Annotated in this window: 13 protein-coding genes and 1 tRNA gene; 7 read left to right on the plus strand and 7 right to left on the minus strand. The window is 45.8% G+C overall.

Annotation, left to right across the window (positions count from 1 at the left end):
* Positions 1-339 precede the first annotated feature (339 nt).
* From QT987_RS05285 to QT987_RS05295, 3 genes are all read left to right on the plus strand, one after another.
* On the plus strand, positions 340-1,122 hold the full coding sequence (locus tag QT987_RS05285) for an MBL fold metallo-hydrolase (protein WP_333237937.1): 783 nt from the start codon (positions 340-342) through the stop codon (positions 1,120-1,122).
* Positions 1,123-1,287: 165 nt separating this feature from the next.
* The gene (locus QT987_RS05290; RefSeq protein ID WP_333237939.1) at positions 1,288-1,896 is read left to right on the plus strand and encodes a fasciclin domain-containing protein; all 609 of its coding nucleotides are present in this window, start codon (positions 1,288-1,290) and stop codon (positions 1,894-1,896) included.
* Between the two features lie 86 nt (positions 1,897-1,982).
* A complete protein-coding gene (locus QT987_RS05295; protein WP_333207260.1) occupies positions 1,983-2,126 on the plus strand; it encodes a hypothetical protein in 144 nt (47 codons plus the stop codon).
* 153 nt (positions 2,127-2,279) lie between these two features.
* On the opposite strand, the gene QT987_RS05300 is transcribed toward QT987_RS05295, so the two are convergent.
* A complete protein-coding gene (locus tag QT987_RS05300) occupies positions 2,280-3,197 on the minus strand; it encodes a cobalamin-binding protein (protein ID WP_333237942.1) in 918 nt (305 codons plus the stop codon).
* A gap of 135 nt (positions 3,198-3,332) precedes the next feature.
* Positions 3,333-6,020 carry a phospholipid carrier-dependent glycosyltransferase gene (locus QT987_RS05305; protein WP_333237945.1) on the minus strand — a complete coding sequence of 896 codons (2,688 nt, stop codon included), beginning with the start codon at positions 6,018-6,020 and terminating at the stop codon, positions 3,333-3,335.
* Between the two features lie 132 nt (positions 6,021-6,152).
* Between QT987_RS05305 and QT987_RS05310 the strand changes: the two genes are divergently transcribed.
* Positions 6,153-6,225: transfer RNA gene (locus QT987_RS05310), tRNA-Phe, on the plus strand.
* 114 nt (positions 6,226-6,339) lie between these two features.
* On the opposite strand, the gene QT987_RS05315 is transcribed toward QT987_RS05310, so the two are convergent.
* The 4 genes from QT987_RS05315 to QT987_RS05330 form a co-directional block, all read right to left on the minus strand.
* On the minus strand, positions 6,340-6,606 hold the full coding sequence (locus QT987_RS05315; RefSeq protein ID WP_333138405.1) for a hypothetical protein: 267 nt from the start codon (positions 6,604-6,606) through the stop codon (positions 6,340-6,342).
* Between the two features lie 111 nt (positions 6,607-6,717).
* Positions 6,718-6,873 carry a GYF domain-containing protein gene (locus tag QT987_RS05320; RefSeq protein ID WP_333237948.1) on the minus strand — a complete coding sequence of 52 codons (156 nt, stop codon included), beginning with the start codon at positions 6,871-6,873 and terminating at the stop codon, positions 6,718-6,720.
* A gap of 299 nt (positions 6,874-7,172) precedes the next feature.
* Entirely contained in the window at positions 7,173-7,394 is a 222-nt protein-coding gene (locus QT987_RS05325) for a hypothetical protein (protein ID WP_333237950.1), read from the minus strand.
* Between the two features lie 328 nt (positions 7,395-7,722).
* On the minus strand, positions 7,723-7,896 hold the full coding sequence (locus QT987_RS05330; RefSeq protein WP_333237952.1) for a hypothetical protein: 174 nt from the start codon (positions 7,894-7,896) through the stop codon (positions 7,723-7,725).
* 99 nt (positions 7,897-7,995) lie between these two features.
* On the opposite strand from QT987_RS05330, the gene QT987_RS05335 reads away from it, so the two are divergent.
* The 3 genes from QT987_RS05335 to QT987_RS05345 are packed head-to-tail and all read left to right on the plus strand — an operon-like array spanning position 7,996 to position 8,906.
* A complete protein-coding gene (locus QT987_RS05335; protein WP_333054723.1) occupies positions 7,996-8,328 on the plus strand; it encodes a DUF433 domain-containing protein in 333 nt (110 codons plus the stop codon).
* Complete coding sequence (locus QT987_RS05340) at positions 8,303-8,635, plus strand: DUF5615 family PIN-like protein (RefSeq protein ID WP_333103358.1); 333 nt, start codon at positions 8,303-8,305, stop codon at positions 8,633-8,635. Before QT987_RS05335 ends, QT987_RS05340 begins: the two co-directional genes overlap by 26 nt.
* 49 nt (positions 8,636-8,684) lie before the next feature.
* Positions 8,685-8,906 (plus strand): hypothetical protein, encoded by a 222-nt coding sequence (locus QT987_RS05345; RefSeq protein WP_333237954.1) that lies wholly within the window; start codon positions 8,685-8,687, stop codon positions 8,904-8,906.
* On the opposite strand, the gene QT987_RS05350 is transcribed toward QT987_RS05345, so the two are convergent.
* Positions 8,872-13,627, minus strand: a 4,756-nt coding sequence (locus tag QT987_RS05350) for an SBBP repeat-containing protein (protein ID WP_333237956.1), incomplete at its 5' end; no start/stop codon positions are given. The genes QT987_RS05345 and QT987_RS05350 overlap by 35 nt on opposite strands.

Here is a 13,627-nt window from a genome sequence, read left to right on the forward strand (position 1 = left end):
GCCCGTCCTTTTTGGACGGGCGGGACGCCCATCCCACTTTCAAGAGTGGAAGTTATTTAATTCTCATTCCTTAGTTGAATTTCTATGAATTTGTAGGGTTCGCTCTTATAGCACCTTACGGTGAGAGTAGGGTACACATTTTCGCACCTGAACCGCCTCAAAAAGGATACAAGCCCCCCACTCCTGTCGTGGTGAACCCCAAATTTTAGACTCATGTTCGAGATTCCAGATTCAATGCTGCAAGTAAATCTAAAATCTAAAATCTAAAATCTAAAATCGACTGGCGGTGTTTTGTGGTATAACAACAGACGACCAACACCCGACAACCGCAATCACAAGATGAAACGGCGACAATTAATACGTTACGCACAGACGGGTTTGCTAGCAGCTTTCTTCACTGGTTTACCATCTGGATGGGAAAGCTATCAAGCTCAAACTGCTGATTCTTTGTCGATTCAGTGGTTGGGCCACACTTGCTTCTTGTTCGCCGGAGGCGGTGCGAGGGTGCTGGTGAATCCTTTTCGCCCCCTGGGCTGTACCGCAGGCTATCGTTCTCCTAAAGTACCCACAGATTTGATTCTGATTAGCAGCCGATTGCTCGATGAAGGGGCGATCGACGGATTTGCGGGCAATCCCGGCCTTTTGTACGAACCGGGGGCTTACAGGTCTAACGGGCTGCGGATTCAAGGGATTCGGACCCAAAAAGACCGTGAGGGAGGAAGGCGATTTGGGGTCAATGTGGCTTGGCTGTGGCAGCAAGCGGGCGTTAAGATTTTACACTTGGGTGGAGTTGCTGGCCCGATCGGCATTGAAGAACAAATCTTGATCGGGCGGCCCGATGTAGTGCTGATTCCCGTAGGCGGCGGGCCCAAAGCTTACACTCCGGCGGAAGCGAAGCAAACTTTGCAACTTCTCAAACCAAAGATGGTGATTCCGACACATTTCAAAACCCAAGCCGCCGATGCTGCTGCGTGCGATTTGGTGCCGCTAGATGAATTCTTGGCGCTGATGGATGGTACGCCGGTGCGCCGATTGAATAATGACACGATTTCGCTCAAATCTGCTGACTTACCCCAAACGGGTTCGGTGATTGAGATTTTGAGTTACAGATTTAGCGGTTGATGCCAGATTTCTTAGGTTGCGTTATATTAAGGAAGTTTTGGTCGATCGGGGATGCAAGAGAATTTTCTCTCTACCTTAGCCTCTGGCAACCTTGCCTTTTGTCGAGATTTGGCTAACATAACAATTCATGTTCACGGTTTTATCTCATAAGGAAATGCAAGCGAAATGAAAAATCAAAATTTACCTAGCTGGATGAAAAAACTCACAGGTTTCGCAGGAGTAATCGGCGCTAGCGCATTGATTGGTTTCCCGGCGTGGGCTCACATCACCTCCAACACTAATATTGCTAATGCAACTCAAACTCAACAAGTTGCAGGAAATGTGAAAACCGCTGCTTCACCGGCACCAATGGCTCAGGCTAAGGATATTGTCGCTATTGCATCTGGCGACGCTCAATTCGAGACATTGACGAAGGCTTTAGGAGCTGCAGGTTTGGTGACAACTTTACAAGGAAAAGGCCCTTTCACTGTTTTTGCTCCGACTGATGCGGCATTTGCTGCTTTGCCAGAAGGAACTGTGGAGAATTTGCTCAAACCGGAAAACAAAGCCCTACTTACAAAGATTTTAACTTACCACGTTGTTCCTGGTTCGGTTGTATCTACTAGCCTGAAATCCGGCGATGTTCAAAGTGTGGAAGGCAGCGCCCTGAAGGTGGCAGTTAGCACAGGCAAAGTTACTGTCAGCGGCGCTAATGTTGTGAAAGCTGATATCAAAGCTAGCAACGGCGTTATTCACGTAATTGACAAGGTGCTGATGCCGCCTGATGCCAAATAGGACTAGCGTTTTTTGCATCATATTGATGTCAGATTCGGTTAAATGAAGACGAAGTAAGGACACAACAATGTTGTGTCCTTATTTGTATGGCAGGCAATTCAGAATTAGAGCAGAAGGAAGAAGGAAGTTCGGCAACGGATTCTGTAACGGATGTAACGGATGTAACGGATGTAACGGATGTCAGGAAGAAGGAAGAAAATCAATCGTTTCAGCCATTAACAACGTCCTAACCGTCTTGGCGGTTGCTATAATATATAGCAATTTTTGCAGGAATCGTAAATTTTTTACCCCACCCCAACCCTCCCCTTATCAAGGGGAGGGAGTAAGAAGTTCACAAATGATTTAGGATTGCTATATATAAAGCTTTAGCTAGCTGCCGGGACTTACAAAAATGGCTGCCAACCCTTACCCCGATGGCCAAAATCGAAGATTTCGGGATGGAGAATTTCTGCTAAAATTTCTAACGAATCAACCAATCTCGGCCCCGGCCGATTAAAGTAAGAATTGCCGTCAGTTAGGTAAACTTTCCCCGTTTTTACTGCTTGCAAATCAGGCCATTCTGCGTATTTAGTTATCTGCCTTGCTTCGCTGCGAGTGCGGCTTAAATCAAAGCCGCAAGGCATGAAAATAATTACATCGGGATTAGCTTCTACTAGCGAATCCCATTTTAACCAAGGAGAATGTTCGCCGACAATTCCAAATAGCGAATTGCCTCCCGCCATTGCCACTAATTCGGGAATCCAGTTACCCGCAGCCATCAAAGGTTCAATCCACTCGATGCAAGCTACTTTGGGTTTAACGGTTAATGTTTTGGTTTTTAAGATAATAGCATCGATGCGGGATTGCAAAAGGTCGATCGCACTTTTGCCATCTACGCCCAAAGCATCAGCAACTCGCTGAATATCCGTCCAAATTTCTGCTAGCAGATTCGGCTGCAAAGAAATAATTTCCGGCTTGCTATTTACCAGAGTGCTTACCGCTTGTTCAACCTCTGCTAGAGAACAAGCACAGACTTCACATTGAGCTTGAGTAATAATGTGAGTCGGCTGCAATTTTTCCAAAGTATCTATTTCTACTTTATACACACTCAGCGCATTTTGCAACAATTCTGTCACGCGGTTGTGAATTTCGCTGCTAGTTCCTTCGGGATTGAATTTAGGCTGAGTGCAAACAGGTAAATTTTGGATTTCTGGGGGATAATCGCATTCGTGGGAACGGCCCACAATTGCATCGGTTAATCCTAAAAGTGCTACAATTTCGGTGGCACTGGGAATTAGAGAGACAATTCTTGGTTGGTTCATTGGTTTTCTGTTTTTTACCGATTCGGAAGCACAAGCGTTACAGATTTAGAAGCACAGGCTTTACAGATTTATCAGCACAGGCTTTACAGATTTATCAGCACAGGCGGGACGCCCGTGCCACAGTAAAAGGGATTGTTAAATTTTGAGTTTTTTTAAGTATTGCAAATCTTGCCATGCTTGGATGAGATTACCTTGCATTAGAGCCGCTACACCGTTTAATACTCTAATTTCCGGTAGATTGGAGTTGAGAGCGAGAGCAGGTTTTAAGGCTGTTTGAGCGGCTTTGGGATGCCAGCCGTAGAGGTGTACGAAAGCGAGATAGGCGTAAGCGTAAGGGTTTTTTGAGTCGAGTTGAGTGACTTTTTCTAAGGCTGCGATCGCACTTTCGACATTCTGCTGCAATACTCTAGAAAATGCCAAAGCATAAGCCAATTCTAGATTATTTGGTTCTTGCTGCAACCGATATTCTAAGGTTTTTTCCGCTTGCACGGTATAATCTTGAATTGGATCGTACTGATTGATGCGCCCAATCTGCTCGAACACGGGTTCTAAACCGGGCAATCCTTTGGGTAAATTAACCGCCATCGCCCGCAATTGAGTCACCAAATCTAACTCAGGCTTATCTGTATTATCCTCATTATTCTCGTTCCCAGGCTCTGCCTGAGAACGCAGATCCAGAGGCTCTGCCTCCATCTTAACACTCACGGCAGGCACATTAATCGGATAGGTTTCGCCGGTTTTCCGATTTAGATAAGTAGCTTGCAGATTGTAAGTGCCCGGTGCAATATTAGCAGGAGGAAGCATCGCCGTGCGATCGACAACTCGAAACCCCACAGCAAATTTATCCGCTTCCAGCATCCCCGGATGCAAAGTCGCCTGGCCGATCGCGCGATCGTGTAAAATCCTGAAAGTCTGTCCCGGTGGAATATTGCCAGACTGCTGATTTTGCCACGTTACCAACACTAAACCAGACTGCAACTGCTGCCAAGGCCCAGACCAAGTATAAGTAACCGGCAGCGCGACTCCGGGAACAGCTTTTCCCCCCACAGTAACTCGATCTAATTGTACTTGCGATCGCCCTTCATTCAACGGCTGTATTTCGACAGGCTGCACTCGCTTGCGATAAAGATTTAAATTAGTAGAATCTGGCAAAACCCAAGTTTTATCTAACTCAAATTTATCCCCTTTTTCAATCGCAGCCACCGCAGCATTTTGAGCTTGTTTAATTCGTTCGCGAATCGAACCTTGCGGGCCACTTTTAGTTAGAAACCAAGAGAGCGATCGCACATCTTGCGGCACGTCTTTTAAATTCGTTCCCACCTGCCGTCCGTAAACCTGAAAATTCGCCAAAGCACCGTAATAATTAAAATTGTGCTGGTTAATTTCCGGCGTCGAAGGCAACACGCCTAAAGTAGATTGCAAATAAGGTTCCCGATCAATAATTTCGGCAATTACCTCTCGGTGCGGCCACTCTTTCCCCAAGTAAGGATAGTTAGAATTGCCGGGACTGATAATTTGAACTAAGCTATGTCCAAAAGCACCTCCCAGAGGCCACATATGCAACAGCATCGCCAGAATTGCCAAGCTAATTGTACCCCAGCGAATTTGTCGTCCCCACCGAGAAGGCCACAGCGTTAAACAGTAGGCTAAGAAAATAGATAAGACTGGCAAATAAGGTATACCATATCGGTCGTCTTTGTTGATATTTAAAGAATTAATTAAATAAGCTCCTACCCAGAAAACAGCCAGCCAGCGACAGGAGTTGAGATAAAAGATTGAGGAACTATCTTGCCGACGACGCCAATAAAGTATCAATCCTACTAAGGGAATAAGTAACAGAGGCCAAGAAATGTGTTCTGGTAAGCGTTGACCGTAGTAAATCCAAGCGTCGATCGTATTGAGGGCCGGATCTCCTTCGGCGATCGCAGAATCGAGCGTAGCCCGTTTTCCCCCGGTCAAAATTAACAGCCAATTAGTTTTCGCCCAAGGCCCAAACACCGCTACCGACAGCAACAAACTACCTGCTAATTGAGCTAATCTTCCCCAAGCTTTTTGTCGCACAGCACCCACAGCCAGCCACACAATCGGGGTAAACAGAAATAATACAGTAGTGTGTTTAACTAATATTGATAAGCCGAGAGAAATTCCAAAGGCGATCGCCCAAAAGAAAGATGATGGGGAGAGGGGGAGAGTGGGGGAGGGGGAGAATTTATACTTTTTCTTTGTTCGTTCTTCCAACTGAGTTCTATCCGTTACATCCGTTACATCCGTTATAAAATCCGTTGCCGAACTTCCTTCTTCCTTCTTTCCTTCAGAAGCCTTCCACATTGTCAGACAATAGAAAGCCAAAGTAATCGCCGCAGTGAGGGGATAGTCGAGTAAAAATTGCAAGCGCAGCCCATAAAGTCCGGGTAACAAAACGCAAATTGCAGCGGCCCACAAACCGACTTGCCGGTTAAATAATTGGACGCCGAGACTGTAGACTGAGGCGAGGAGAATTGCACTAAATAAGAGATGAACGAGGGTTGCCCGATCGCCCCCAGTACCGAAAACCTGAAGAAACGGAACCGTTAAGATGTATGCCAAGGGCGGAATTTTCGTCGAAAGCAGCCAGAAGTTTGTCCACCACTCCCCGGAAAGCCACTGAGGATGCTGCAACGCCTGCAAGTATTTCAGGGTGCTAGTCAGGTAGTCTGCTTGATCCCACGCCGGGACAGATCGATCGAAGGCAAACCAGAGGCGATCGCTAATTGCCCCCAGCAGCCAAATTATGCCTAAGACAAGCAGACTCTTACTTCCGCTGTCCCGATGTTGCTGTGCCATTGCGGTTCTTGGATTTTAGGTTGCAGCTTTTAGCTTACAGGCGGGCGGTTCCGGGCGATCGAAAATTACTTTGAAAAAGTGCTTGCTAAATTCTGTATGTGTCTGCTAAGATAGTAAAGCGCGAAAAAACAAGCCGGGATAGCTCAGTTGGTAGAGCAGTGGACTGAAAATCCACGTGTCACGAGTTCAAGTCTCGTTCCTGGCATCGCAAAGCCCTCACAAAGTTGAGGGCTTTTTTTTATGTATAAAGTTGAGCCAACAAAATAATCACCAATGGCATCCAAGTCTCGGCTTGCTGTTGGAGAGACAAAGCATCGACTCATCCCTGAACCTCTCGTGCCTTGCGAAACTTTTCCTGCAATTGCTCGATGGCAGTCTCTAAGGGGATTCCCTCACCCCGCGATAGTTCCGCCTCCGCTTCCTCCACCGAAGATCGCACCTCCTCCACCCACTCCCAATAATGCTGGCGTGTTTGAGTCAAAGTCTGGAGGGCTTTTGTAATCACCTCTTCCGGCGAGCTAAACTGGCCCAGCGCTAATTGCGCTTCGATCAATTTCACCTGCTCAGGACTCAAAGTAATATTCATAAAAATCTCCGGGAGTCTCGCTGACACAAATCCCTTTTCTCAGAATAGCGCTACTTTCTGGGCAGTGCGATCGTCTTGAGCGCCGATGGACGTGCGGTGACGTGTACTGTCTTATTTTTGAGTGAGGTACGCCCCTAATTCTGGAATTTCACCGCCGCGCTGCCACTCGGCTTCCCCGCGCCGCACTTTGGTTCTGGCTGTGATTTCCTCAATCTCCCATAATTGCAATCTGGTATAGGGCCCTTTGGCTTCACCGCTGCGAAACACGTACCATTGAGGAACTTCAGGAGTTGGCTGGGTCGATCGTCTTAGGATCGCGAATTAAATAATTTACACTCTTGAAAGTGGGTTGGGCGTCCCGCCCGCCCTTTCTGGACGGGCGGGACGCCCATCCCACAAGAACCATCACGCATGGTAAGTTATTTAATTCTCATTCCTTACTGACAAGCGAATTTCAAAGGTGGCATCCGCCACGTGATTTATCCGTGGAATCAATCCAAAATCTAAAATCGAAAATCCTCAAGAAAGAGCATTTATCTCGCGCAAGTCAATCTAAAATCTAAAATCTAAAATCTAAAATCGATTGGCTTCATCCGATTCATTCCAGTTGTGGTTTTGAGCTGATTTAGCTCTTGTTCTACCGGATTGGGAGGCGGTGAGTTAGAATTGGGCGATCGCTTTTTCTTAGCTGAACTCTGACTTTTCTTAGCCTCCGACTTACCTCTAGCAATTTCTACTTCGCGCGGCCACCCCCAGAAATGCCACACCGCCACCCACACTAGCGCCACAGCAGATCCTAAAATCTCTTCTTGTGTTGAGGATACACCATTGTATTTGGAGAACTTGTTAAAACAAGCAATTCAAGAGTTAGAAACAATTCTTCAGCAGAGGAATCAGAGGAATGAATTACCGCTATAGTTTATTAATTCAAGGGTCACAAGAGGATGGACTGTATTTGGTAACACTGCCAGAGTTTGCAACAATTGCAATGCAGCCCTGTACTTATGGGAAAACTTATGAATAAGCGATCGCCAATGCTAAAGAAGCGCTCTCCAGCTACCTTGAGTATTGCCAAGAAGAAGATTTAGTGCCTCCGAGTCCGGTAATCGTGGCAGCTTAAATAAAAGTCGATCGCCCTTTTTGACTCAGAACAAAAGAGATATCGACTTTTCCAACCCAAAAGAGCGATCGCCCTTGTTGACGAATTCCAAAAGGGCGATCGCCTTTGGTTGAGAAAAAGCAAGAAAGGGCGATCGCACTTTTTGACTTATTCCAAAAGGGCGATCGCACTTTTTGACTTATTCTAAAAGGGCGATCGGCTTAGTTGTCAAGTAGGCACGGTTTGGGATAAACTAATATAAATGCTAACTTGAATTTTGAGGAAATTCTATGACAGCAGTGATTGCGGAACATATTGAAATTACTCCGGGTGTTTGTGGCGGTAAACCGCGCATTGCCGGACATCGGATTAGGGTTCAAGATGTTGTAATTTGGCACGAAAAGATGGGAATGTCTCCTGATGAAATTGTGTCGCGGTATCCTACAATTACTTTAGCAGATGTATACGCAGCCTTGACTTATTACCACGACCATCTTGAGGAAATTCGACAACAGATTCGAGATAGCGATGCTTTTGTGCGGGAATTGCAAGCAAAGACTCCTTCCAAGGTGCAGCAGAAATTGAGAGGGCAGAATCTTGGAAAAGATCCGATTTCATTGTGATGAACAAGTCGAACGGGCGATCGCAGAAGCTTTAAGAAGGCGCGGTATTGATGTCACGACTACACCGGAAGCACGACTTTTAGGTGCTGCGGATGAAGAACAGTTAGCTTTTGCGATTGCTCAAGAACGAGCAATCTTTACCCAAGATGATGATTTTTTAGCAATTCATCAACGCGGTTTAGAGCATTGCGGTATTGTTTACTGTCATCAAAACAGCCGTTCACTGGGTGAAATTGTGCGCGGTTTGATTCTGATTTGGGAGGTACTTGAACCGTCGGATATGCAGAACCATATAGAGTTTATTTGAAAAGGTCGATCGCCCTTTTTGACTTATTCCAAAGGGGCGATCGCACTTTTTGACTAATGCCAAAAGGGCGATCGCCCTTGTTGACGAATTCCAAAAGGGCGATCGGCTTTGGTTGAGAAAAAGCAAGAAAGGGCGATCGATAATTCGGGTAGGGAGAAAGCGCGATCGCGCTTTACTCTTGAAAGTAATAGGAAAAGAGATCGCACCTCAACCTAAGTTTTCAAGCAGAAGAAACTCTATGCCATCACTGACCGACCGGAGTAAAGGTTAGCTAATTGCGAGTCACGTTGCAATGCCCAGGCGCGGCGAACCGCAGCATCAGCATTAACCAATCCATTACCAAAGGTATTATCGCGACCAGCAGTTCCTAAATCCATTGCTGTGTCTATTAAGATTTGGCGTACTTGTCCTCCAGTTAAGGCTGAGTTGACACTCCACACCAGTGATGCAATACCAGCCATATTTGGGTTAGCAGCAGAGGTGCCACCAAATGCTTGGATACCATCAGCAATTTTAGACTGAGGATCAGGGCTATTTCGAGTTGTTGATGGAGAATCTGTTGGAGCCATTAACGTCAAGCTTGCTCCATAATTGGAATACCCTGCTTTATTAACAGAAATGGCGTTGTTTAAACCGTTAAAATTTTGGATTCCCTGACCTGTTTTCCACCATTGATTACCCTCATTCCCAGGTCGTAAAGCACCAACAGCCATAACGTTACTGTGATTTGTTTGAAGTCGAGCAACACCACCACTAAAAACTGGATTACCAGTGTTGTTATCAATATCCATTGCACCATTACCTGCTGCTACCGCAAATAAAGCAATATCGGAATTATCTCGAATCAACTGCTCTAGTTGTGCTTGTGTGGCACCATCATTAAGCCAACTTTCTCCTTGTACTCCTCCTTGGAATACAACCTTCTTACCAGTGGCGCGGGCGGCTTTAATTGAACTGTCAATAGCACTGAAGAGGCTTACACGACTCCCTTTCCCACTTCCTCCATAGAGGTCATTGACAATTACTTGACTATTCCAATTTATCCCAGCAACACCCGAACCATTGTTAGTCGTTGAACTCATGACACTAATTGCCATATGTCCATGTCCAGAATCATTGTAGTCATCATTATCAATGCCATTAGAACGAAGAATCAAACGATTAGAGTCAATATCAACAGGAGGTGGAGTAAGTCCTGAATCCAAAGATGATAGCAGGATATTACTACTACCGCGAGTAAAGCGCCATGCACCAGCAACATCAGTTGTATGTAAATTCCATTGCTGTGCAAAGTAAGTATCCTGCGGACGAATTTGTAGATCCATCTCAGAGCCATCAGAGAAACGCAAACGCTCAATTCCTTGAAAGTAAACTTCCCGACCATCAGAAAGGGTGATGTAGTCTAGTGCATTACCGTTAAAAATAGCTTGACGGTTAGTTGAACCAGACCAAGGATTAAAGGAATTGAGACTCATTCCATTAATGCTAGTAACGCTAGAACGGGAAATACCTGAGAGATTCAGTGTATCGGTACCGCCACGACCAATAATCACTCCACCCGTACCTAAGCCACCTGCATAAGTCAAGGTTTCGCCTGCAAACGTGCCATTAACTCGGTTAGCAGACAAAATTTTGATTGACTGTGCTGGCGAGATGACTTCTTGACCGCTTGTAGTCCGAGCAACTGCACGAATTTGGTAATCTCCTCCAGTTAGGTTGGACAAATTTGCTAGGTTGACTAGCTGGCTAGATACACTAGCGGAGTTCCAAGTACCAAGGTTAGCAACAACGCTACCATTTTTGACTGCTTCTAAACGCACGTTAGATAGGTTTGCAGTATTAGCCAAGTTGTAGCTAAAGCGGAGCGCACCTCCCTGAAAAACTGTATTGGCAGTGTTATCACCAGAAGCATCCGTTACACTGAAACTTGTAAATTGAGGATTCGGATTCGCTGTCGTATTGATGGTAAAGTTTTGCCAGTTACTCCACTGTTTTCCATCAAAAGCACCTATAAAGAGACTATCGTTACCAGCAATACTACCGCCAACAAAGCGGACAGTGTGAAGCTGATTTGCTGCTACTTCAATAGCCTGATATGCTGGCTGACGCACACCATTAACCGTGAAATAACCACTGCTGGAAGCACCATTGCTATCCCAGAAGCGATACCGAGTAATAGCATCTCCGTCCGCATCGGTAGCTGTAAATATTGGACTAATTGATTGATTGGCATTAACAGATTGGTTGCCAATATTAACCACAGGAGCGCGATTAGCTTGTTTCGTATCAATATTAAAGCTAGTGCTACCCCATGTCTGACCATCATAAGCCCAGACTGTTACCTGATCCGTTCCTGCTGCACTACCACCAATAAAGCGGACTGTGTTGAGTTGATTGGCATCAACTCCAAAGGAAGATGACTGACGCACCCCATTAACAGCGAAGTAACCACTACTGCTGTTTAAATTCCCATCAGCAAACCAATAGCGACTGATAGGATTTCCATCTGGGTCACTAACATTAAACAATGGCGACATTGACTGGTTAACATTAACCGTTTGATTTGAAGCAGTTAAAATCGGAGCGCGATTAGGCTGTTTTGTCTCAATGTTGAAGCTAGTGTTGCCCCATGTCTCGCCATCATAAGCCCAGACCGTGACGTTATCAGTTCCTGCTGTGCCTCCACCCACAAAACGAACATTACTCAGTTGACTGGCATCTAAAGCAAAAGCACTGTTTTGACGCACACCGTTCAGAGTAAAGTACCCACTGGTACTACTGGAATTATTGTCAGCAAAATAGTAGGTGCTAATGGGATTACCGTCAGGGTCACGAACGCTAAACGTTGGTGACATCGACTGATTGACATTGACGATTTGATTAGAAGCACTCACTACTGGAGCGCGGTTTGGCTGTAGGGGAGCGTACTTAGTAACAAAGGAATCATGACTTCCAGCCCCCGCCCCATTTAAAGAACCATCCGTCCATCCCGTAATGTAAACGTTTCCATTTCGGTCAATAGCGACATCTCTGGAAGCATCTGTAACTGTAGTTCCCAAAAGAGTCGTCAACAGCTTGTTACCGGAGCTATCATATTTAGTTACGAAAGCATCTGTACCACCGGAATTAGTCTTGCCATCCAAAGCGCCGGTCGTCCAACCTGAAATATGGACATTCCCAGAGGTATCAACTGCTACTCCCATTGAGCGATCTTCGCCAGATGTACCCAACTGGCGCGTCCACAAGCGGGTTCCCCAAGTATCGTACTTGGCAACAAAAGCATCCTTTCCGCCAGCATTAGTATTGCCCTGTAGAGAACCTTCCGTCGTTCCCGATACATAGATATTGCCTGTGCTGTCAACAGAAATCGCAACATTGCGCTCAGCTTCAGAGATAGAACCTTCTGAAGCAGTTGAACCCAACTGGCGTGTCCATACTTTAGTGCCAGCATTGTTATATTTCGTTACGAAAATATCTGTACCGCCAGCGCTTAAATTCCCATCAAGAGAGCCTTCTGTTAATCCAGCAACGTAAACATTTCCAGCGGCATCAGTGGCAACTGAACGAGCCACATCATTGGCCCAAGTTCCTGATTGTCGAATCCAGAGTTGATTCCCCCAAGAGTCGTATTTAGCGACAAAAGCATCTGAACTACCAGCGTTTCCACCTGCAAGCGAACCATCAGTACGTCCAGCAATGTAAAGATTTCCACTACTATCAGTAGTTATCCCACTCGCCCAATCATAATATGACGAATCAATAACTCGGTTCCAAAGTTGACCACCATTGCTATTCCATTTGGTTAAAGTGACAGCACCGTTTACAGTACCCAAGCCATTATTTTCTCCAACTGTGTAAACATTGCCGACTCCATCAACCGTTACATCAGTATAGAAATCCCAACCTGTGGAACCTATCTGACGAGTCCATATTTTATTGCCGCTGACATCATATTTCGTTATGAAAGGATCGGATTGATTGGAGCCACTTCCACTCGCATTGACATTGCCATCTAAGGAGCCAAGGGTACCACCAGCCATATAGACATTACCAAAAGCGTCAACAGCAACTCCACGAGGTCTGTCTATAGCTGAACTACCCAATTGTTTTGTCCAGATTGGTTTTTGATTATTGGGGGGTTCTACTTCTTCAGGAAGTGGATCTGCTGGGGTTTCTTGACTACTAATAAAGTCCCAAAGTGCTTGATCGAACTCAACGAGTTGTTCCTCCACAGGGTCTTGGACGATTGGGTCTTGGACGATTGGGTCTTGGACTATTGGGTCTTTAACAATCGGGTCTTTAACAATCGGGTCTTGGACGATTGGGTCTTTAACAATTGGGTCTTGGACGATTGGGTCTTGGACTATGGGGTCTTTAATAATCGGGTCTTGGACTATGGGGTCTTGGACTATGGGGTCCTTAACAATTGGGTCTTGGACTATGGGGTCCTTAACAATTGGGTCTTGGACTATGGGGTCCTTAACAATTGGGTCTTGGACTATGGGGTCTTTAACAATCGGGTCTTGGACTATGGGGTCCTTAACAATTGGGTCTTGGACTATGGGGTCTTTAACAATTGGGTCTTGGACTATGGGGTCTTTAACAATCGGGTCTTTAACAATCGGGTCTTGGACGATTGGGTCTTGGACTATTGGGTCTTTAACAATTGGGTCTTGGACTATGGGGTCTTTAACAATCGGGTCTTGGACTATGGGGTCTTTAACAATCGGGTCTTGGACAATTGGGTCTTGGACTATGGGGTCTTTAACAATCGGGTCTTGGACGATTGGGTCCTTAACAATTGGGTCTTTAACAATTGGGTCCTTAACAATTGGGTCTTTAACAATTGGGTCTTGGACTATGGGGTCTTTAACAATCGGGTCTTGGACTATCGGGTCTTGGACTATCGGGTCTTTAACAATCGGGTCTTGGACTATCGGGTCTTGGACTATGGGGTCTTGGACTATCGGGTCTTGGACGATTGGGTCTTTA

The organism is Microcoleus sp. SVA1B4, assembly GCF_036700545.1.
Classification (GTDB): Bacteria; Cyanobacteriota; Cyanobacteriia; order Cyanobacteriales; family Microcoleaceae; genus Microcoleus.

Coding starts and splice junctions, on each gene's coding strand:
- QT987_RS05285 (WP_333237937.1), top strand. CDS start 340: ATGAAACGGCGACAATTAATACGTTACGCACAGACGGGTTTGCTAGCA.
- QT987_RS05290 (WP_333237939.1), top strand. CDS start 1,288: ATGAAAAATCAAAATTTACCTAGCTGGATGAAAAAACTCACAGGTTTC.
- QT987_RS05295 (WP_333207260.1), top strand. CDS start 1,983: ATGGCAGGCAATTCAGAATTAGAGCAGAAGGAAGAAGGAAGTTCGGCA.
- QT987_RS05300 (WP_333237942.1), bottom strand. CDS start 3,197: ATGAACCAACCAAGAATTGTCTCTCTAATTCCCAGTGCCACCGAAATT.
- QT987_RS05305 (WP_333237945.1), bottom strand. CDS start 6,020: ATGGCACAGCAACATCGGGACAGCGGAAGTAAGAGTCTGCTTGTCTTA.
- QT987_RS05315 (WP_333138405.1), bottom strand. CDS start 6,606: ATGAATATTACTTTGAGTCCTGAGCAGGTGAAATTGATCGAAGCGCAA.
- QT987_RS05335 (WP_333054723.1), top strand. CDS start 7,996: ATGACAGCAGTGATTGCGGAACATATTGAAATTACTCCGGGTGTTTGT.